This is a genomic window from Burkholderia sp. 22PA0099, from assembly GCF_047497165.1.
Classification (GTDB): Bacteria; Pseudomonadota; Gammaproteobacteria; order Burkholderiales; family Burkholderiaceae; genus Burkholderia.
In genome coordinates this window covers 2,862,548-2,882,232 of sequence record NZ_CP163165.1, presented here as the reverse complement: position 1 = coordinate 2,882,232, position 19,685 = coordinate 2,862,548, and the positions used below count along the sequence as shown (strand labels likewise).

Here is a 19,685-nt window from a genome sequence, read left to right as displayed (position 1 = left end):
CCGCATGAACCCCATCGATCCCGTCGATCCCGCCGACCCGAACGATCCGGCCGGCCCCGCCGCGCCGGACGCCGAGCCGCGCCTGTCGGATTTCGATCTCGAACTGAAGCTGCTGCTCGACGCGATCTACCTGAAATACCAGCACGATTTCCGGCATTACTCGATGCCGTCGCTGCGCCGCCGTCTCACGCAGGCGCTGACGGAATTCGGCCTGCCGAGCCTGTCGCAGTTGCAGGATCGCATCCTGCGCCGCGAGGAGGATTTCACGCGGCTGTTCCAGTTCCTGACGATCCAGGTCAGCGAGATGTTTCGTGATCCGGCCTATTTCCGCGCGCTGCGCGAGCAGGTGCTGCCGATCCTGCGGACCTATCCGTCGATCAAGGTGTGGGTGGCCGGATGCAGCAACGGCGAGGAGCTGTGGTCGATGAAGATCCTGTTCGAGGAGGAGGGGCTCACCGAGCGCACGATGTTCTATGCGACCGACATCAACCCCGATGCGCTGGCGCGCGCCGAAGCCGGCATCTACACGCTCGACCGCATCGCGGGCTTCTCGCGCAATTACCTGGAAGCCGGCGGCAAGCGTTCGCTGTCGGACTACTATCACGCGGCCTATGGCGGCGCGCGTTTTTCGACCCAACTGCGCGACCGGGTGGTGTTCGCCGATCACAGCCTGTCGACCGACGAGGTGTTTCTCGAGGCGCATCTGGTGTCGTGCCGCAACGTGCTGATCTACTTCGATCGCGCGTTGCAGGATCGCGCGCTGGCGCTGTTCGAGCGCACGCTGGTGCGGCGCGGCTTTCTCGGCCTCGGCATCAAGGAAAGCCTGCGCTTCTCGGGGCAGCACCCGGCGTTCGAGGATTTCCGCGAGCGCGAGCGCATTTACCGGAAACGTTGATGACCTCGTGCGCAGCTTCCTTTCCCTCCGAGCCCGCACCGCGCGCCTACGAGGCCGTGGTGATCGGCGCGTCGGCCGGCGGCGTCGAGGTGCTGGGCGTGCTGCTCGGCGCGCTGCCGGCGGATTTTTCGGCGATCGTGATGGTGGTGGTGCACTTGCCGGCCAATGCGCAGAGCCATCTGGCGCAGGCGCTGGCGCGCCATTGCCGGCTGCCGACGATCGAGCCCGATGCCGGCGAGCCGCTGCGGGGCGGGCACGTTTATCTGGCGCCGCCCGATTACCATATGCTCGCCGCCGACGACCGCACGGTGGCGCTGTCGGTGGATGCCCGGGTGGGGTTCTCGCGGCCGTCGATCGACGTGCTGTTCGAATCGGCCGCGTATCGATTTCGCAGCCGCTTGCTGGGCTTGCTGCTGTCGGGTGCCAACGACGACGGCGCGGCCGGCCTGGCCTGCATTCGCGCCGCGGGCGGCACGGCCTGGGTGCAGCAACCGGAGACGGCGGAGGCGCCCACCATGCCGCGCGCGGCGATCGCGCGCGGGGCCGCCGACGCCATCCTTTCACCGCTCGCGATGGCCAACCGGCTGGCGAGTTTGCCTGTTTACTCCTGATGCACACCATGGCTTCTGTCAACATTCTCATTGTGGACGACATCGCCCACAACATCACGGCGTTGCAGGCCCTGCTTGCCCGGGATGGCGTCAACCTGCTGGTGGCGCAATCGGGAACCGCGGCGCTGGAATTGCTGCTGGTGCATGACGTCGCGCTGGCGCTGCTCGACGTCAACATGCCCGACATGAACGGCTTCGAGCTGGCCACGCTGATGCGCGGCAGCTCGCGCACCGCCCACGTGCCGATCATCTTCCTGACCGCCACCTCGGAAGAGGCGTCGCGCACGTTTCGCGGCTACGAGGCCGGCGCGGTCGATTTCCTCTACAAGCCGATCAATGCGGCGATCCTGAAGGCGAAGGTCGAGGTGTTCGTGCAACTGGAGCGGCACAAGCGGCTGCTGGCCGAGGAGTTGCAGACCACCCGCGACCTGCTCGAAGCGAACGAGATGCTGATGGCGGTGCTCGGCCACGATCTGCGCACGCCGCTCGGCGCGGTGCTGGCCTCGGCCGAATACCTGCTGCGCGATCCGGCCGGCACGCAGACGGCCACCGTGGCGAACCGCATCAAGACCAGCTCGCTGCGCATGGCGCGCATGGTGCATCAGTTGCTGAACCTGGCGCGCCTGCAAGGCGGCCGGCTGCAGATGCAGCGGCAGCCCGCGCAATTGGGCGCGCTGTGCCGCGCGGTGGCGGACGAATTCCGCACCAGCGAGGGCGGCGACCGGATCGTCGTGACCGAGCGCGGCGATTGCGCCGGCGTGTGGGATGGCGACCTGCTGTGGCAGGCCGTGTCCAACCTGGTCAGCAACGCGCTGCAATACGGCGCGGCGGACAGCCCGGTGACGGTCGATGTGGATGGCGAGGCCGCGGGCCGGGTGGTGGTGAAGGTGCGCAATCGCGGCGTGATCGCGGCGAACGTGGTGCCGCACCTGTTCGAGGCGTTCGGGCCGGGCGCGGCCGGCTCGCCCAAGCGCGCGGGCCTGGGCCTCGGCCTGAACATCGTCCAGAAGGTGATCCAGATGCACAAGGGCACGGCGCGCGTGGAGACGCACGAAGCCGATCACACGACGTTCCGTCTCGATCTGCCGCGCTCGGACGAAGCCGGCGAGCTTCGGCCGCTGGTCTAGACCCAACGCGATCGACACCACCACAGTCACCAATCATGACAAGTACAACGACTTATCAAGCCGGCCCGTCGGGAGACTGGGAGCGCGCATGGGTGCAGACGACCGGGGATTACTCGATCTGCACGCTGGCGCCGGACGGCCGCATCCTGAGCTGGAATCGCGGCGGGGAACGCATTCACGACTACCGGAGCGCCGATATCGTCGGCCGGCATTTTTCCGGGTTCTATCCGGAGCACGACCGCGCGGCCGGCGTGCCCGGCCACGCCCTGGCCGGCGCCGCCGAGCACGGCCACCATGCCGGCCTCGGCTGGCGCCTGCGCAGCGGCGGCGCGCCGTTCTGGGCCAGCGTCGTGATGACCGCGCTGCGCGGCGACGACGGCACGCTGCTGGGCTTCGTCGAGGTCGTGCGCGACCTCAGCGACGAGAAGGCGGCCTACGACGCGGCGCTCGAGAACGAGCGCCAGTTCCGGCTGCTGGTGCAGGGCGTGGTGGATTACGCGATCTTCATGCTGTCGCCCGACGGCCGCGTGGTGAGCTGGAACCCGGGCGCCGAGCGCATCAAGGGCTATACGGCCGAGCAGATCGTCGGCTCGCATTTCTCGCGCTTCTACACGCCCGAAGATGTGGCGGATGGCGTGCCGGAGCATGCGCTCGCGACGGCGCGCGACGAAGGGCGCTTCGAGGCGGAAGGCTGGCGGGTGCGGCGCGACGGCAGCCGTTTCCTCGCCCATGTCGTGATCGACGTGATTCGGCACGACGGCGTGATGGTGGGCTTCGCCAAGGTGACGCGCGACATCACGGAGCGCCGCAAGGCCGCCGAGCAGCTCGACCAGGCGCGCGCCGCGCTGTTCCAGTCGCAGAAGATGGAGGCGCTCGGCCAGTTGACGGGCGGCGTCGCCCACGATTTCAACAACGTGCTGCAGGTGCTGCGCGGCAATCTCGATCTGCTCACGCATCGCCACGAGCACGACCCGTGGACGCTCGAACGGCTGCAAAAGGCGATCGACGCGACCGAGCGCGGCTCGCGGCTTGCCGCGCATCTGCTGGCGTTCGGCCGGCAGCAGGCGCTGCAACCGCTGGTGGTGAGCCCCGAGCGCCAACTGCGCGAGATGGACGCCTTGCTGCGCCGCACGCTCGGCGACGCCATCGAGATCGATACGGTGGTCGCGCCGGGGCTGTGGTTCGCGATGCTCGATCCGCATCAGTTCGAAAACGCCGTGCTCAATCTCGCCGTCAACGCGCGCGAGGCGATGCCCGAGGGCGGCAGGCTGACGCTCGAACTGTCGAACGAGACGCTCGACGAGGGCTACGTCGCGGCCGAGCCCGACGTGCTGCCGGGCCGGTACGTGATGCTGGCCGTGACCGACAACGGCGTGGGCATGTCGCACGACGTGCTGGCCCGCGCGTTCGACCCGTTCTTCAGCACCAAGCCGGAAGGCATCGGCACGGGCCTGGGCCTCAGCATGGCCTACGGCTTCGTCAAGCAGAGCGGCGGGCATATCCGCATCTACAGCGAGGTCGGCCACGGCACCACCGTGAAGGCGTATTTCCCGATGACCGCCGAGGCGCTCGCCGCCACCCCGTGCGCCGCGCCCGAGACGCTGCAGCAGGGCAGCGAGACGGTGCTGGTGGTGGAGGACGACCTGTCGGTGCAGTCGACCGTGATCGACACGCTGACGGGGCTCGGCTACGAGGTGCTGAAAGCCAGCGACGCGCATCAGGCGCTGGCCGTGATCGGCAGCGGCGCGCGCATCGACGTGCTGTTTACCGACGTGGTGATGCCGGGGCCGTTGAGCAGCCCGGAGATGGCGCGTCTGGCCAAGCAGCAGTTGCCCGCGCTCAAGGTGCTGTTCACGTCGGGCTACACGCGCAATGCGATCGTGCACGGCGGCCGGCTGGACCCTGGCGTCGAGCTGTTGAGCAAGCCGTATAGCCGCCAGCAACTGGCGACCCGGCTGCGCGGGCTGTTGAGCGCGGCTGGCGAGGCGGCAGCGCCGGCGGCACCGGTGACGGCGAGCGAGCCGATTGCGGTGGAACCGGCTGCATCGGCCGCACCGGCTGCATCGCCTGCGCCGGCCTTCGACGCGGCCGCCGCGAAGCGCGTGCTGGTGGTCGACGACGATATCGATTCGCTGGAGGCCACCGCCATGCTGCTGGAGATGAATGGCCTGACGGTGCTCAAGGCCGACCATCCGCGCAAGGCGCTCGAGCTGCTCGAAACCGAGCCATGCGGCGTGCTGCTGACCGATCTGGCCTTGCCCGACATCGACGGCATGGAACTGGCGCGTCTGGCGTTCGCGCGGTATCCCGGCATCGGCGTGATTTTCGCGTCGGGCCACGCCGTGTCGCGGATGCAGGCGTTCGATTTCGCCTGGACCGCGTTGCAGAAGCCGTTCGATGCGGACCAGTTGTTCGACGCGGTGGAGCGGATCGTTCGAGGCACGTGAGGGCTGTTGGGCGTTCGGCGGCTGGGGTCGGGTCCGCTGAACGCCGCCGGGTAAATTCTGCAAGCCGTGTAGCAATCACCCGGGGCGCGTCGCTCGCGCCTCGCGCCCGCGTCGCGTTTGCCGGGCACCGTCGTTGCTCGATATGTCGTGACGGCCGATACGGAGCCGCAAACGAGAACAGGAGCACGTCATGGCAAACGCACTCGACCAACGCAAGATCGCGATCCTCGCGGTGGACGGATTCGAGGAAGTCGAACTGACCGAGCCGCAGCGCGCGCTGGCGGCCGAAGGCGCGCAGGTGCACGTGATTTCGACGCAGCACGGCGAGATCCAGGGTTTCCGGCACGTCGACAAGGGCGCGCGCGTCAAGGTGGACCGCACGTTCGACGAGGCGAGCGCGGCCGATTACGACGCGGTGGTGTTGCCGGGCGGCGTCGTCAACGGCGACGCGATCCGCATGGTGGACGACGCGCGCCGCTTCGTGACCGAGGCCACCCGGGCCGACAAGCCGATCGCCGTGATCTGCCACGGCGGCTGGCTGCTGGTGTCGGCCGGCGTGGTCGGCGGGCGCAGGATGACGAGTTGGCCGAGCCTGCAGGACGACATCCGCAACGCGGGCGGCACCTGGGTGGATGAACCCGTGGTGCGCGACGGTTCGCTGATCTCGAGCCGCAAGCCGGACGACCTGAAGGCGTTCAATGCGGCGCTGATCGACAGCCTCGCCTGAACGCGGGCGGGGCCGGTCGATTCACAGCGATTCACTGATTCACTGCGCGTCGCCCGCGCGCCCGTTGCCGAACATCGTCCGGTAATAGGCGCGCCCGGCCGCCAACGGCGCATCGAAGTCGAAACCGCGCGCCAGCATGTTTTGCAGGTCGGCATGCGCGATCTTCATGACGTAGCCGGATTCGGTCGCCACGAGCCGGCAGCGTGCGCCGTTCGCCACCGTCCGGTTGAACCATTGCCCCGCCTCGCCGCGCCCGGCGCGTTCGGCCCGGCCGTCGTGCTCGACCGCCCAGCCGCCGTCGAGCAGTATCCAGTCATCCGAAGCGTTTTCTCTGCCGCCGGCGCTGCACGCATCGATGACGGACCCTTCCCGCACCTGCCATTCCTTCGAATGCGCGATCACCCATTGCAACTGCTCGGTCGACAGCGCCGTGAAGAACGGCGTGCGGCGCAGCAGGAACAGGTACGTGACGGACGGCTTCATCGACATCTGGCCGGCCGCATCGGGTTCGGCCTGCGCGTGGCATCCCGCCGTCGAGGCGAGCAGCGCGGAGGCAAGGCACAGGGCGAGCAGGGAGCGAATTCGGTGGAGCAGCAGGGCGATGAGCTTGGGCATGGCGGGCGGTGGCGTGGCGAAGTCGCATCGCATGATGGGCCGGCCCGCGCCGCGTGTCATTGCCGTGCGCGAAGTTCTGAATTCAACCGGTGCGAATGAAGCGTGCGTTGCCCGGTTGCCGTGCTGCTGACAGCACGGTGTCAGCAGCCTCCTCGTAGCATGCGCCGACACATCGACTTCAGGAGGAAACCCCATGGACTTCGTCTCCACCCGCATCATCACCGACGACATTCGCCGGCTGGTCGGCTTCTACGAAACGCTCGGCCTCACGGCCACCTGGTTCACCGACGATTTCGCCGAACTGGCGTCGCCGTCGTGCACGCTGGCGGTCGGCAGCAAGCGCACCATGGACCTGTTCGGCGCGGGCGCGGCCACGCCCGGCAGCAACCGCGCGATGATCGTCGAGTTTCGCGTGGACGACGTCGATGCGGCGTTCGCGCGGCTCGAACCGCATCTGGCCGACATCGTGCAGGCGCCGGTCACGCAGCCGTGGGGCAACCGCTCGGTATTGTTTCGGGATCCCGACGGCAATCTCGTCAACCTGTTCACGCCCGTGACCGAGGACGCGATTCGCAAGTTCGCGAAGGCTTGAGCGGTGAGTTCGCCATGCCGTGCTCACGCCGGATGGCGCGCCGAGAACTGCCGCGCGGCCACCAGCACCGGCAGCAACTGCCGGCCCCGCTCCGTCAACTGATATTCGACGCGCAACGGCTTCTCGCCGAAATCGATGCGCTCGATCAGGCCGTCGGCCGCCAACTCGCGAAGGTGCTGGGTCAGCATCTTCTGCGAGATGCCGGGCAGGTCGCGTTTCAACTGCAAGGTGCGCAGCGCCGGATCGGCGTAGAGCCGGAACAGGATCGGCAGCTTCCAGCGCCCGTGGATCATGCGGATCACGCGCGCGACATGCGCGACCGAGCCGTCCGGGCCGAGGCAGGCCTCGCGCGCTTCGGGCGAGATGGGAGCCATGGGCACCGAAAAGTGCGTACTTGTTTCGTTCACTCGTGCTCCCTATCGTGGCGTCTTCGTTGACGAAGCGTGAGGGATAGGCGATGGATTTGCAATTGCACGGCAAGACGGCGCTGGTGACGGGAAGCAGCAAGGGCATCGGCGAGGCGCTGGCCAGGACGCTCGCGCGGGAAGGGGCGTTCGTGGTGGTGCATGGCCGCGATGCCGGGCTGGCCGCGCGCGTGGCCGGCGAGATCGCCGGGCAGGGCGGCCGGGCCGCGTTCGTGACGGGCGACCTGACGGACGACGACGCGGTGCGGCGGCTGGTCGACGATGCGCAGGCCCGCGCCGGACGCATCGATATCCTGATCAATAACGCGGGCGGCTCGGGCGGCTCGCGCGACGATTGGAACACGACGCAGGCCGGCGCGTGGGCTTCGGCCTACGACCGCAACGTGCTGGCCGCGGTGCGCGTCGCCACGCGGCTGCTGCCCGCCATGCGCGCGGCCCGCTGGGGGCGCGTGATCAATATTTCGAGCCTGGCCGCGACCATCCCGCCGCCCAGCGCGCCCGACTACTCGGCCAGCAAGGCCGCGATCAATGCACTGACCTCGTCGATGGCGAAGGCCGTGGCGGCCGACGGCGTGACGGTCAATGCCGTCTCGCCGGGCACGATCCACAGCGCCGCGCTCGATGCGCGGTTTCGCGAGGTGGCCGCCGAGCGCGGGCTGGCCGAGCGCGACGGCGCGTGGGAGGCGGTCGAGCGGGCCGTGCTGCCGAGCTTCGCCCAGGTGCCGATGGGGCGGGTCGGGCGGCTCGACGAGATCGCCGACGCCGTGGCGTTTCTTGCCAGCCCGCTCGCGGGCTACATCACGGGGGTGAACCTGCGGATCGATGGCGGGTTGTCGCCGGGGTTGTAACGCACCGCCACCAAGCACACGCATTGGCTTCGCGCTGCTTGCGACTACGACGCCTCGTGCTTCTCGCTGAAGCGCTGCCGCCACTGCGTCGGCCCGATCGCGAACTGCCGGACGAACGCATTGCGCAGGCGCTCCTCGCGGCCGAAGCCGGTGCGCCGCGCCACTTCCGACAGCGAATACGTGGTGGAGGTCAGCAGCGATTGCGCGCGTTCGAGGCGCAGACCTTGCAGCGCCTTGCCGGGCGGCATGCCGATCTTCTCGGTGAAATGGCGGATGAAGGTGCGCGGCGACATGCCGGCCTCGTCGGCCAGGTCGGTCACCTTCAGCGGCCGGTGCAGGTTCTTGCCGAGCCAGTCGAACAGCGTGCCGAAGCCGTCGGCGGTTTGCAGCGCCAGCGGCGTGCTGAATTGCGCCTGCCCGCCCGAGCGCCGCATGTACACCACCAGCCGCCGCGCGGCGAGCGCCGCCAGCGCGTTGCCGAAATCCGCCTCGACCATCGCCAGCGCGAGATCGATGCCGGCCGTCACGCCGGCCGAGGTCCAGACCCGGCCGTCGCGTACCCAGATCGGATCGGGCTGCACCTCCACCGACGGGAATTCCCGCGCCAGCGCCGCGCACGCGCGCCAGTGCGTGGCCGCCTTGCGCCCTGCGAGCAGCCCGGCCTCGGCCAGCAGGAATGCGCCGGTGCAGACCGAACACACCCGCTCGGCGCGCTCGGCCAGCGCCCTGACTTGCCGCACGATCTCGGGCGACTTGCGCGCCGCATGCACGCCCGGGCCGCCCGGGATCACGAGCGTGTCGAAGCGCCCGTCGGGCGGCGGCTCGGTCAGCACCGTCATGCCGCCTTGCAGCCGGCGCGGGCCGCCATCCTCGGACACCACGCTGCACCGGTAACGCTCGACCATCGCCTCTTCGCTGGCGGTGTCGAAGGTCTGGAGCGGGCCGGACACGTCGATCGGCTGGGCGCCGTCGAACACGAAGATCACGATCCGGCGAGGGGGCGGGGAGGCAAGGGCAGGCATTGGCAAAAAATACGCATTTTCTGTCTTTTTTGCCAGTACGCGGGCTGATTCAATGGCGTCACCACTCGGAGGATTCCATGACCCCATCGCTCGAACTTGCCCCCCAAACCCAAACCGCCGGCCTGCTGCTGTTCCCGGACATGACGCAACTGGACCTGACCGGCCCGCTCGAAGTGCTCGGCCGACTGCCCGGCTGGCGCGTGGAAATCGTCGCGCCGAGTCGCGCGCCGGTGCGCACCGACAAGGGCCTGGTGATCCAGCCCGACGCCGATTTCGCCGGCGCGTCCGCCTACGACCTGTTCGTCGTGCCGGGCGGCCCCGGCACGGACGAGGCGATGCTCGACCCGCGGATCGTCGGCTTCGTGCGCGAACGCGCGCTCGCCGCGAAATACATCTTCGGCATCTGCACCGGCTCGCTGCTGCTCGGCGCGGCCGGCCTGCTGAACGGCCGCCGTTCGGGCGGCCACTGGCAGGCGCGCGACCTGTTGAGCCGGTTCGGCGCGATCCCCAGCGACGAACGCCTGACGATCGACGGCAACCTCTATACGTCGGGCGGCGTCACGGCCGGCATCGACATGGCCCTGCGCGTGGCCGCCGAAGTGGCCGGCGAGGACGTCGCCCAGCAGATCCAGTTGCAGATCGAATACGACCCGGAGCCGCCGTTCCAGGCCGGCACGCCGTTCGTCGCGCCGCGCGCGATCGTCGAGCGGGCGTTGCAGGCCACGGCGGTGCGTCGCGCGATTCGCGTGGCCGCCGTCGAGAAGGCGGCGCAGCGGCTCGCGGCAGTGGCCGGCTGAGGCATGCGGGCAGATGCATGCCGTCAACGGGGCGCTCGGCGCGCCCATGTTTCCACGCATACGCCGAAGCTGTTCGCCGTCGAGTGCGCTCGACGATCAGACAGCGGAGTTGAACCACGCGCCGGAGGTGTTCCGGATGACGTGAAGCCGTCATGCCGTGCTATGCCCGCGAGGCATAGCGCACCCAGTTTTTAGGTAATACCCGCGATTTTTGATCGCCACTACCATCCCCTTGCCTGAAATCGTCAGGAAAAACTAATCAGTAGTTCTATACGAAATCGATCAAGGGGATTGAAGCATGAAGAAGCTGTTGATCACCATCGCGGTGTTGGGCGCGATGACGGAAGCCGCGCATGCGCAGGGCAGCGTGACCTTGTACGGAATCATCGACGAAGGCATCAACTACACGTCGAACGCGGGCGGCCATTCGCTGTACAACCTGTCGTCGGGGATGCTGCAGGGCAGCCGGTTCGGCCTGCGCGGCGAGGAGAACCTGGGCGGCGGGTTGAAGGCGGTATTCACGCTGGAGAACGGCTTCGACGTGAACAGCGGCAAGCTCGGGCAGGGCGGCCTGATGTTCGGCCGACAGGCGTTCGTCGGGCTCGCCAGCGAGCGCTTCGGGCGCGTCACGCTGGGGCGGCAATACGATTCGGTGGTCGATTATGTCGGCATCCTGAGCGTGGCCGATGCATGGGGCGGCACGATCGCGGCGCATGCGGGCGACATCGACAACTTCAACAACTCGTATCGCACCAACAACACGGTCAAGTACGTCGGCCCGCGCTACGGCGGCTTCACGTGGGGCGGCACCTACAGCGTCGGCGGCGTGGCGGGCAGCGTGTCGCAGAACCAGATCTGGTCGCTCGGCGCGGGCTACGCGGGCGGGCCGGTCACGTTGGGCATCGGCTACCTCAACGCGCGCACGCCGTCGAACCTGGGCGGCCTGTTCGGCAACAGCACGTCGGCCGCCACGCCGGCTGTCGTCAGTAATCCGATCTATTCCGGCTACGCGTCCGCCAATTCGTACCAGGTGATCGCGCTCGGCGGCACCTATGCGATCGGCGCGGCCACGCTCGGCGCGACCTACTCGAACGTGCGCTTCCTCGACCTCGGCGGCAACGGCGCCACCGGCTTCCGCGCGGGCGGCAGCGCCACCTTCGACAACGCGGAACTGAGCCTGCGCTATCAACTGACGCCGGCGCTGCTGCTGGCCTCCGGCTTCGACTACACGCGCAGCAATGCGGTGACGCTGGCCAACGGCGCGAGCAATGCCGGCGCGCGTTACTACCAGGGCGAGATCGGTGCGGACTACGCCTTGTCGAAGCGGACCGACGTGTATTTTTCAGCCGTGTATCAGAAGGCGTCGGGCCACGATTCGACGGGCAAGGACGCCATGGCGGCGCTCACGAGCCTGAGCGCCTCATCCACCGACCATCAGGCCGCCGTGCATCTCGCGATCCGCCAGAAGTTCTGATCGCGGGCCGCCGGGCGTCGCCTCTCAGGCCGGCACGTCTGCCTGCTGCGGCGTTTCGCCGGCCCATGTCGCATACGGGTCGAACGGCACGCGCGGTTCCATGTCGCGGATGAAGCGCGCGAGCGGCCCGTTCAGTTGATCGCGCTTCCACACGAACTCGACCGGGTAGGTCAGCGTCAGCTCAGGGTGCGCGATCAACGCCGTGGACGACGGGCAGCAATGCAGCGCGCTGTCCGGCACGATCGAATAGCCGAACCCGGCGGCCACCAGCCCGAGAATCATGGTGGTGTCGCCGCCGACCTGCACGATGTTCGGCGAGAACCCGGCAAGCTGGCATTGACGGATCAGGAAGTCGTAGTAGGCGGGCGAGGTGTCGCGATCGAACCAGACGCACGGCAGTTGCGCGAGATCGGACAGCCGTTCGGGCACCTCCATCGTGATGCCGCCCCGCTTCGGCACGGCGATGCGCAGCCCGCAATCGAACACGGTGATCGCGTCGAAGCGCGTGTCGCGCACATCGCGCCAGCCGAGAAAGCCGCCGTCGAGTTCGCCATTGGCCAGCGCCGTCAGTTGCAGGGACGACAGCATCGGTTCCACCCGCAGCGAGATGGCCGGTTGCGCCTCGCGAAACCGGTTGAACTGCGAGAGTATTGCCGGGTGCCAGCTATAGGCGGGCGACAGCCCGAGCCGCAGCGCGCCCGCGCTGCCTTGCGCGACGCGCAGCGCGCGTTGCCGCGCCGACTGAAAATCGATCAGCAGCTTTCTCGCATCCAGCGCGAATTGTTCGCCCGCCGCCGTCAGCTCGACGCCGCGCGCGCTGCGCGAAAACAGCGGCGCGCCCAATTCCTCCTCCAGATCGCGGATCTGCCGGCTCAAGGCCGGCTGCACGATGTGCAACTGCCGCGCGGCGGCCGCCACGCTGCCCGAATCGGCCACCGCGAGAAAGTAACGAACGTGTCGGATATCCATGTGAAATGCGGGAATCGAAGTGCGTGAAGACGTGCCTGGAGTCTTGCATGCCAAAAGCATTCCGGCCAGCCGGGAGCGACCCGCGACACGCCGCGCGCGGCGGGTCGAAAACCCTTGCCGGATCGGCGTTTTCCCTTGGGGTATGCCTTTCGGGTATCCCCGCTATTTTTGAATAGTATGGCGGCGGCGAGGGGGGCGGACGGTAGATTGAGGCCTATTCCAACATCGACAGAACCGCTCCCATGAACCGCTCCGGTGCACTCCACGACCCAGCCGCGTCCTCCGAACGCAGGACCTTTGCGGCCGCCTCGGTCGGCAATCTGCTCGAAATCTACGACTTCATTGCCTACGGCATTTTCGCGGTGCCGATCTCGCGCACCTTCTTCGCTACGCAGTCCGAATTCAGTTCGCTGCTGCTGACGTTCATGACGTTCGCGGTGGGTTTCGCCGCGCGCCCGTTCGGCGCGCTGGTGCTGGGCCGCTATGCGGACCGCGCCGGCCGCCGCCGCGCGTTGAGCCTGACGCTGGTGCTGATGGCGGCCAGCACGCTGGTGCTGGCGGTCTGCCCGTCGTATGCATCGATCGGCGTGGCCGCGCCGGTGATCGTGGTGTGCGGACGCCTGCTGCAAGGCTTTTCGGCCGGCGGCGAGATCGGCGGCTCGGTCGCGTTGCTGATCGAGAACGCGCCGCAGCAGCGGCGCGGCTTCGCCTCGTCGTTCCAGCAGATGTCGCAGGGCGGCGGCGTGATGCTCGCCGGGCTGGTGGGCATGGCGCTCACGCACCTGTTCAGCGATGCGCAGATCAACGCGGGCGCGTGGCGTCTTGCGTTCGTGTTCGGCGTGCTGATCGGGCCGGTGGGCTGGTACGTGCGCCGCTCGATTCCGGAAACGCCGGCGTTCGAACGCGCCAGCCGGCAGCGCGCCGAGCCGCTCGTGCCGCAACTCGTGCAATACCGCTGGCGGCTGATCGGCGGCGTCGCGATCATGGTGTTCTGGACCATCGCGACCTACGTGTCGAACTACTTCACCACCTACTCGGTGCGCGAGCTGCACATGAGCCTGTTCGACAGCTACCTCGGGCAACTGGCGTACGGCGTCACGATGGTCGTCGCGTGCCCGCTGGTGGGCCTGCTGTCGGACCGGATCGGCGTGCGCCGCCCGATGCTGTTCGGCGCGCTGCTCACGGCGCTGGGCGCGTATCCGATGTTCCTGTTCCTGTCCCGACACCCGGATCGCCTCTCGCTGATGGCCGTGCAATCCGTCATCGCGCTGCTGCTGGCCTGCTACGCGGCGTGCGCCTCGAACGTGCTGGCCGGCGTGTTTCCGGTGCGGTTCCGCGCCACCGGCGTGGGCCTGTCGTACGCCACCGGCGTGACGCTGTTCGGCGGCCTGACGCCGCTGATCGTCACCACCCTGATCAACGCAACCGGCGACAAGCTGGTGGTGGGCTACTACCTGGCCGCCGCCGCGCTCGTCAGTTGCATTCCGGTTGCGCTGTCCGCGCGCGCCGGCTCGAATTCCGAACAACCGGCGCACGGCGCCCTGACCGAATGACCTTCCTGAACGACCCGCGCCTCGGCGCCATCGAACCCGATCTGATTCGCATCCGACGACATCTGCACGCCCACCCCGAACTGCGCCACGAGGAGCAGCACACCGCCGACTACGTCGCGCGGCTGCTGACGAGCTGGGGCATCGACGTGGAGCGCGGCATCGGCGGCCACGGCCTGGTGGGCGTGCTGCGCTGCGGACGCGGCGCCCGCTCGATCGGCCTGCGCGCCGACATGGACGCGCTGCCGATCCACGAGCTGAACCGCTTTGCCCATGCCTCGCGCCATCCCGGCAAGATGCACGCGTGCGGCCACGACGGCCACACCGCCATGTTGCTCGGCGCGGCGCGCTACCTGGCCGAGCAGCGCGATTTCGACGGCACCGTCAATTTCATTTTCCAGCCGGCCGAGGAGGGCGGCGCCGGCGCGCGCCTGATGATCGAAGACGGCCTGTTCGAGCGCTGCCCGATGGACGCCGTGTTCGGCGCGCACAACTGGCCCGGCATCGCGGCCGGCAGCTTCGCGCTGCGGCCCGGCCCGATCATGGCGTCGAGCAACACGTTCACCGTCGAATTGACCGGCGCCGGCGCGCACGCCGCGCAGCCGCATCGCGCGGCCGACCCGGTGGTGGCCGCCACGGCGCTGGTGCAGGCGTGGCAGAGCGTGGTCGCGCGCAACATCGATCCGAACGAGGCGGCGGTGCTATCCGTCACGGAGATCCATGCCGGCAACGCGGTCAACGTGATCCCGGGGCACGCGACCTTGAGCGGCACGGTGCGCGCGTTCAAGCCCGAGGTGCTCGACCGCATCGAGCAGCGCATGCGCGAACTGGCGCGGGGCATCGCCTCGGCCTACGAGATGCGGCTCGATTTCACGTTCGACCGCATGTATCCGGCGCTCGTCAATCATCGCGACGAGACGGCCTTCGCGGCCGGCGTGCTCGAATCGGTGTTCGGCGCGGCGAGCGTGGATGCCGAGGTGGCGCCGCAGATGCCGTCCGAGGATTTCGCGTTCTACATGCAGCACCGGCCCGGCTGCTACGTGTTCATCGGCAACGGCGACGGCTCGGAGCACGGCCAGTGCGGTTGCGCGATTCCGCTGCACAACCCCAATTACGATTTCAACGATGCGCTGCTGAAGCCGGGGATGGCGTGGTGGGTGTCGCTGGTGAAGGCGTGGTTGCCGAAGGTGGCGGCGAAGGCGGCCTGAGGCGGTTGGAGCGAACCGGGCATGACCGGCGCGGCCTGAGCGTGCAGCACGCCGCCGATCCCGTCGGCCTCAGTGTCGATACAGGTTCGCGAAGAACGGATCGGGAGCGGGCGGGCGCGCCGGCACGTGATAGGCGACGCGCTGGATCGGGCGGCGCGGCGCGGCGTGAGGCCGCGTCGACACCTTCCAGCTGCGCACTGCCGCACGCGGCGCCGCGTGCGGGCGTGCCGCTGCCAACGCCACGGCGGGCGCGGCGGCCAGCGTGGCCGCCGCAGCGGTGCTCATCACCGACGGCGTGGCCGAAACCTGCGCCAACGCCGCATCGCCTTGCAGCGCTCGCGCGGCCTCGCTGGCCTGGCCCATGCATTCCCATTGCCGGGCCTGCGCGCAATCGAGCGCCTGCGTCAGCAACAGCCCCGCCGGCGCATCGCCCACCAGGCGCGGCGGCGTCGCGCTGACCGTGCCGATGATCGGCGCGCCATCCGACGTAGCCGGCGCTTCGGCCTCCGAAGAATGCCAGAAGGCGTGCGTCGGGTTGTAGCGCAGCCCCGCGCTCAATGCGATCAGATAGAACACCAGACTCAACGCGACGGTCCAGCCGATGCGCGGCGCGCTGACAAGCGAGATGCTCGGTTGATCGGATGTGCTCATGGTTGTCTTGCCTCCTCGTGGGGTGTCCCTGCTCGGGTCGAACGGCGCGAAGCCGGTGCGTTACCAGGTGATGCGCGCGTCGAGGTCGCCGGTCTTGACGATGTCGAACTTCATCGCGCCCTGGTAGGTGGCCTCGACGCGGTATTCCGCATCGGGCAGCGAGAACCGGCAATTCGGCCCGGCCGCGATGAAATCCATCAGCACGCGGCCATGGCGGCGTACCTTGACGGCCACGTCGGACGGCGGCGAAGCCGTGTTGGAGGCGGCGAAGCTCACGCCGAGGTTGAACGGATGCTGCGGATCGGGCGCATGCACCTGCTTGTCGATGTCGGCGTTGCCGCAGACGTAATAGAGCATCGGCCGGGGTGTCTTGGCGCTTGTCGGGGCGGGCGTAGAAGGCGCTGCCGACGCGGTGGCGGCCGCCACGGCCGGGGGCGGCGTGATCGTGGCCGGTTGCGCGCCTTCGCCTACCGGATGGGCGATCTGCGCACCGGCCGGCAGGACGGATGCCGCCAATGTCGTGGCAAGACACCACTGGCTTGCACGCACCCAATTAATTCTCGTGATGAATGCCGCCATTGGCTTCTCCGTCGTTAAAGAGCAATCAGGATACGGACGAGAAGAATGAAATGCAAACATCATAGGCGACTCAGTAAATATTTCTAATTTTAACCTTCAATAAGAATTAATGACCGATAAAACCGACATCAATCAGTAATCGATTCTGATTGTAACGGGAGTAACGAGATGAAACGTTTCGGGAATCGTTTCAATCCCGCCGATTAGAATGCTTTCTCGTATCGGTAGTGGCATGGTCGCTTGAATATGCTTTAAAAGGAATCTTTAAAGCTTGTTTGACGATTTGCCGCTATTGGCGGCCGCTTTTATCAAAGTGGAGCCGTCTCACCATCGACGTTCCAGAAGTCGATGACGCGCCGCGTCGGCGCTTCCTGTCCGGCCTTTGCGCTCCTCGCGCGACGGCCGGCTCCCTTGGCGTTCGCCATTATGTGGCTATCGCGATTCGTTCGAATCGGCGGGGATGATTCGCCAATCGCGATGAAAGCGTAAGGGTGTGGACTGATAAAAACCAGGCTGACTTTATATGACGACAAACTCGATATATCGAATCCCGCAAAAAAGCATTGTCGATGCCGGTCGCCCCTTGTTGCCTGCCGTGATTTTCCTTGATTCGTGAAGATGTTGAGATTTTGTCAAATTTCAACGGAATGACCTGATTCGCCGTTTGGCGGCAATAGGTCATTTTCACCGATCGCGTGCCTGTTTTACCGACGGAACGCTTTAAAAGGAAATCGTATCGATGATCGAGTTCAAGCGTTTGCGCGTGCCGCCTCGCCGGTGGCCGCTGGGTGCCTGTGCGCCCGCGACGGTCGTGCCGATGGTGCTGTTGTCGGCCTATGCGACGTTGGATAGTGGGGAAGCGTGCGCGCAGGAAGCGCCGCCTTCCGGGCCGGTGGTTTTCATGGTCGAGATGCCGGACGATCCGGCCAGCCCCGTGCCGGCCGGCCGGCCAATGCCGGGCAGCGCGCCGGTGCAGGAACCACCGCATCGCAAGGCGGAGCCGCAAGCGCCGACTGCCGCGGCCAACCTCGGCACCGTCGGCAACGGCATGCCGCCCGTGGTCCACGCCGTGCCGATGCCGGAAGACGGTGCGCCCGGCCCGACGCTCGCGGCCGGCAGCACGTTCGGCAGCACGCTCGCACCGAGCCCCGCCCCCACGCCCGAGCCGCCTCCGCCGCCCTCGCAATCGGTGCCGGAAGCCGTGGCGAAATTGTCCGAATCGTCCGAAACCTCGGCATCGCCCGACGAGAACCTGCGCAAGCAGGTGCTGACGCTGGCCACGGGAGGCGGCGCGGTGCGTGCGCTCGTGCTGGCCCGGGCGCGGCCCGACGTGTTCTCGCCGGTCGATCTCGCGCGCATCGAGGAACTGAGCATCCGCCAGGAAGTGCGCGGCGGCCGCGCCAAGGTGCGCGAGATGACCAGCGCCGACCGCTTCGATGCGCTCGATCGTGCCATCCGCGAGGCCGAGGCGTTCGACCAGCGCCTGCCTGCCACGCCCGACTACGCGCCGATTCGCGCGTCGCTGGCCGGCGACCGCGCCGTGGCCTATGCCGCGCACGGGCGCATGAAGGATACGGTGGCGGTGTTCGAGACGATCCCGCCCGGCAGCGACGTGTCGATCGACGCGCTGGCGGCGGTGGGCGACGCCTATGCCTATCTGCAACGGCCCGACAAGGCCGAGTGGGCGTACCGCCGCGCCATCGCGCAGTTCACCGCGCCCGCGCCCGATGCGGCCACGCTCGGCTATCAATACGGCGCGCACACGCGCCTGATCGACTTGCGCGAGGACCTGTTCTACGCGCTGACCGATCAGAACCATTACGTGCAGGCGCAACAGGTGCTGGAAGACATGCGGCGCGCGCTGCCGTCCGCCGCGAAGATCAACCAGTGGGACCCGGCCAACGACGACTACCTGCGCTATTACCGGCTGCTCGCGCAAAGCCGCATCTACATGGGCCAGACCGCAACCGGCATGGCCGGCCTGCAACGCCTCGAGGAGCAGGTGCCGTTCAGCGCCGAGGTGCGCGATGCGCAGGCCGACGCGATGCTCGGCAATTCGCAGACGCGACGCGCGCGCGACACCTACGCCGGCACGCTGACCGATCACCCCGACGACGTGGAGACGATGGCCGGCCTGGGCCGCGCGTCGCTGGCGCTCGGCGATTACCGCCGCGCGCACCAGATCGACGACACGTTCGGCACCACCTTCCCCGAAAGCGGGGCGGTGCGTGCGTTCAAGCGCGACTACGCCGCGTATCGCGCGCCGGTGCTGTCGATCGAGGTGAACGGCGAGCACGGCAATTCGGAGCTGGCCGACAACGAGTTCAGCATCGACACGATGCTGTATTCGCCGCCGATCCTCGACAACTGGCGCGTGTTCGGCCACACCTACTACGGCCACGCGAACACCGATATCGGCAATATCAGCCGCACGCGCACCGGCATCGGCGGCGATTACCGCAACGGCGGGCTGTCGATTACCGGCGAGGCCACGCGCTCGCTCGGCGCGGACGGCCGGATGGGCGCGAACGGTGAGGTCAACTACGCATTCAACGATTACCTGTCGGCGAGCGCATCGGTGGACACCGATTCGAACGCGCTGCCGTGGAAGGCCTATCTCGATCACCTGTGGGGCAAGACCGCGCAGTTCAGCTTCAACTTCACCGATACCGACCGCCGCTCCGCTTCGCTCACGTATTCCGCCGCGCGCTACAGCGATTCGAACTTCAACCAGGAGATCACCCTGAGCGGCACGCAGCGCGTGTTCACCGCGGCCAACCAGTTCGTCAACCTGACGATGAACCTCGGCACCGGCAGCAACACCATCGCCAACGCGAATTACTACGCCCCGGGGCGCGACTACACGGCCGAGCTGGTGGCGATGCATCAGTGGTCGCTGTGGCGCAGCGGCGAGAAGGGCCTGCAGCAGCGCATCTACCTGACCGCCGGCGCGTACAACGAGCGCGGCTTCGGCACCAGCCCCGAGCTGGGCGCGCGCATCGAGCACGTCTGGAGCTTCAGCCACAACGTCGCGCTCACCTACGGCCTCGGCTTGCTCAGTCATGCGTACGACGGCTCGCGGGAATTGTCGGCGACGGCTTACGGCTCGCTCACGGTGCCTTTCTGAGCGCCTGTCTCGAACGGAGAA

General features: G+C 67.8%; 18 protein-coding genes. 12 read left to right on the top strand and 6 right to left on the bottom strand.

The window, feature by feature from the left end:
• Positions 1–4: 4 nt before the first annotated feature.
• The 5 genes from AB4851_RS28195 to AB4851_RS28175 all read left to right on the top strand — a co-directional run bounded on the left by AB4851_RS28195 (position 5) and on the right by AB4851_RS28175 (position 5,807).
• Positions 5–895 (top strand): CheR family methyltransferase, encoded by an 891-nt coding sequence (locus AB4851_RS28195; RefSeq protein WP_414449707.1) that lies wholly within the window; start codon positions 5–7, stop codon positions 893–895.
• Positions 895–1,506 carry a chemotaxis protein CheB gene (locus tag AB4851_RS28190; RefSeq protein WP_414449706.1) on the top strand — a complete coding sequence of 204 codons (612 nt, stop codon included), beginning with the start codon at positions 895–897 and terminating at the stop codon, positions 1,504–1,506. Before AB4851_RS28195 ends, AB4851_RS28190 begins: the two co-directional genes overlap by 1 nt.
• On the top strand, positions 1,506–2,633 hold the full coding sequence (locus tag AB4851_RS28185; protein ID WP_414449705.1) for a response regulator: 1,128 nt from the start codon (positions 1,506–1,508) through the stop codon (positions 2,631–2,633). The genes AB4851_RS28190 and AB4851_RS28185 overlap by 1 nt, the downstream gene beginning before the upstream one ends.
• 35 nt (positions 2,634–2,668) lie before the next feature.
• Positions 2,669–5,080, top strand: a complete 2,412-nt coding sequence (locus tag AB4851_RS28180) for a PAS domain S-box protein (RefSeq protein ID WP_414449704.1) — start codon at positions 2,669–2,671, stop codon at positions 5,078–5,080.
• Positions 5,081–5,270: 190 nt separating this feature from the next.
• Entirely contained in the window at positions 5,271–5,807 is a 537-nt protein-coding gene (locus AB4851_RS28175) for a type 1 glutamine amidotransferase domain-containing protein (protein ID WP_414449703.1), read from the top strand.
• Between the two features lie 39 nt (positions 5,808–5,846).
• Here the strand turns inward: AB4851_RS28175 and AB4851_RS28170 are convergent, their stop codons facing one another.
• Positions 5,847–6,653, bottom strand: coding sequence for a hypothetical protein (locus AB4851_RS28170; protein WP_414449702.1), 807 nt, complete (start codon positions 6,651–6,653; stop codon positions 5,847–5,849).
• Between AB4851_RS28170 and AB4851_RS28165 the strand changes: the two genes are divergently transcribed.
• Positions 6,616–7,014, top strand: a complete 399-nt coding sequence (locus AB4851_RS28165; protein ID WP_414449701.1) for a VOC family protein — start codon at positions 6,616–6,618, stop codon at positions 7,012–7,014. The genes AB4851_RS28170 and AB4851_RS28165 overlap by 38 nt on opposite strands.
• Positions 7,015–7,037: 23 nt before the next feature.
• On the opposite strand, the gene AB4851_RS28160 is transcribed toward AB4851_RS28165, so the two are convergent.
• Positions 7,038–7,388 carry a winged helix-turn-helix transcriptional regulator gene (locus AB4851_RS28160; RefSeq protein ID WP_414449700.1) on the bottom strand — a complete coding sequence of 117 codons (351 nt, stop codon included), beginning with the start codon at positions 7,386–7,388 and terminating at the stop codon, positions 7,038–7,040.
• Positions 7,389–7,471: 83 nt separating this feature from the next.
• On the opposite strand from AB4851_RS28160, the gene AB4851_RS28155 reads away from it, so the two are divergent.
• Positions 7,472–8,287: an SDR family NAD(P)-dependent oxidoreductase gene (locus AB4851_RS28155; RefSeq protein WP_414449699.1), complete on the top strand. Its 816-nt coding sequence runs from the start codon at positions 7,472–7,474 to the stop codon at positions 8,285–8,287.
• 44 nt (positions 8,288–8,331) lie between these two features.
• Here the strand turns inward: AB4851_RS28155 and AB4851_RS28150 are convergent, their stop codons facing one another.
• Positions 8,332–9,309, bottom strand: a complete 978-nt coding sequence (locus AB4851_RS28150; RefSeq protein ID WP_414449698.1) for a GlxA family transcriptional regulator — start codon at positions 9,307–9,309, stop codon at positions 8,332–8,334.
• A 77-nt stretch (positions 9,310–9,386) separates the two neighbouring features.
• Here AB4851_RS28150 and AB4851_RS28145 point away from each other — a divergent pair, with 77 nt between their 5' ends.
• Together AB4851_RS28145 and AB4851_RS28140 are read left to right on the top strand one after the other, a co-directional pair.
• Complete coding sequence (locus AB4851_RS28145) at positions 9,387–10,106, top strand: DJ-1/PfpI family protein (RefSeq protein WP_414449697.1); 720 nt, start codon at positions 9,387–9,389, stop codon at positions 10,104–10,106.
• A 298-nt stretch (positions 10,107–10,404) separates the two neighbouring features.
• The gene (locus tag AB4851_RS28140; protein ID WP_414449696.1) at positions 10,405–11,580 is read left to right on the top strand and encodes a porin; all 1,176 of its coding nucleotides are present in this window, start codon (positions 10,405–10,407) and stop codon (positions 11,578–11,580) included.
• A gap of 24 nt (positions 11,581–11,604) precedes the next feature.
• Here AB4851_RS28140 and AB4851_RS28135 read toward each other — a convergent pair whose 3' ends face one another.
• Positions 11,605–12,549, bottom strand: coding sequence for a LysR family transcriptional regulator (locus AB4851_RS28135; RefSeq protein WP_414449695.1), 945 nt, complete (start codon positions 12,547–12,549; stop codon positions 11,605–11,607).
• Between the two features lie 242 nt (positions 12,550–12,791).
• Here AB4851_RS28135 and AB4851_RS28130 point away from each other — a divergent pair, with 242 nt between their 5' ends.
• Positions 12,792–14,102 carry an MFS transporter gene (locus tag AB4851_RS28130; RefSeq protein ID WP_414449694.1) on the top strand — a complete coding sequence of 437 codons (1,311 nt, stop codon included), beginning with the start codon at positions 12,792–12,794 and terminating at the stop codon, positions 14,100–14,102.
• A complete protein-coding gene (locus AB4851_RS28125; RefSeq protein ID WP_414449693.1) occupies positions 14,099–15,307 on the top strand; it encodes a M20 aminoacylase family protein in 1,209 nt (402 codons plus the stop codon). Before AB4851_RS28130 ends, AB4851_RS28125 begins: the two co-directional genes overlap by 4 nt.
• Before the next feature lie 69 nt (positions 15,308–15,376).
• Here the strand turns inward: AB4851_RS28125 and AB4851_RS28120 are convergent, their stop codons facing one another.
• On the bottom strand, positions 15,377–15,958 hold the full coding sequence (locus AB4851_RS28120) for a hypothetical protein (RefSeq protein WP_414449692.1): 582 nt from the start codon (positions 15,956–15,958) through the stop codon (positions 15,377–15,379).
• A 60-nt stretch (positions 15,959–16,018) separates the two neighbouring features.
• Complete coding sequence (locus tag AB4851_RS28115) at positions 16,019–16,537, bottom strand: hypothetical protein (RefSeq protein WP_414449691.1); 519 nt, start codon at positions 16,535–16,537, stop codon at positions 16,019–16,021.
• Between the two features lie 739 nt (positions 16,538–17,276).
• On the opposite strand from AB4851_RS28115, the gene AB4851_RS28110 reads away from it, so the two are divergent.
• The gene (locus tag AB4851_RS28110; RefSeq protein WP_414449690.1) at positions 17,277–19,664 is read left to right on the top strand and encodes a poly-beta-1,6 N-acetyl-D-glucosamine export porin PgaA; all 2,388 of its coding nucleotides are present in this window, start codon (positions 17,277–17,279) and stop codon (positions 19,662–19,664) included.
• The last annotated feature ends 21 nt before the right edge of the window (positions 19,665–19,685 follow it).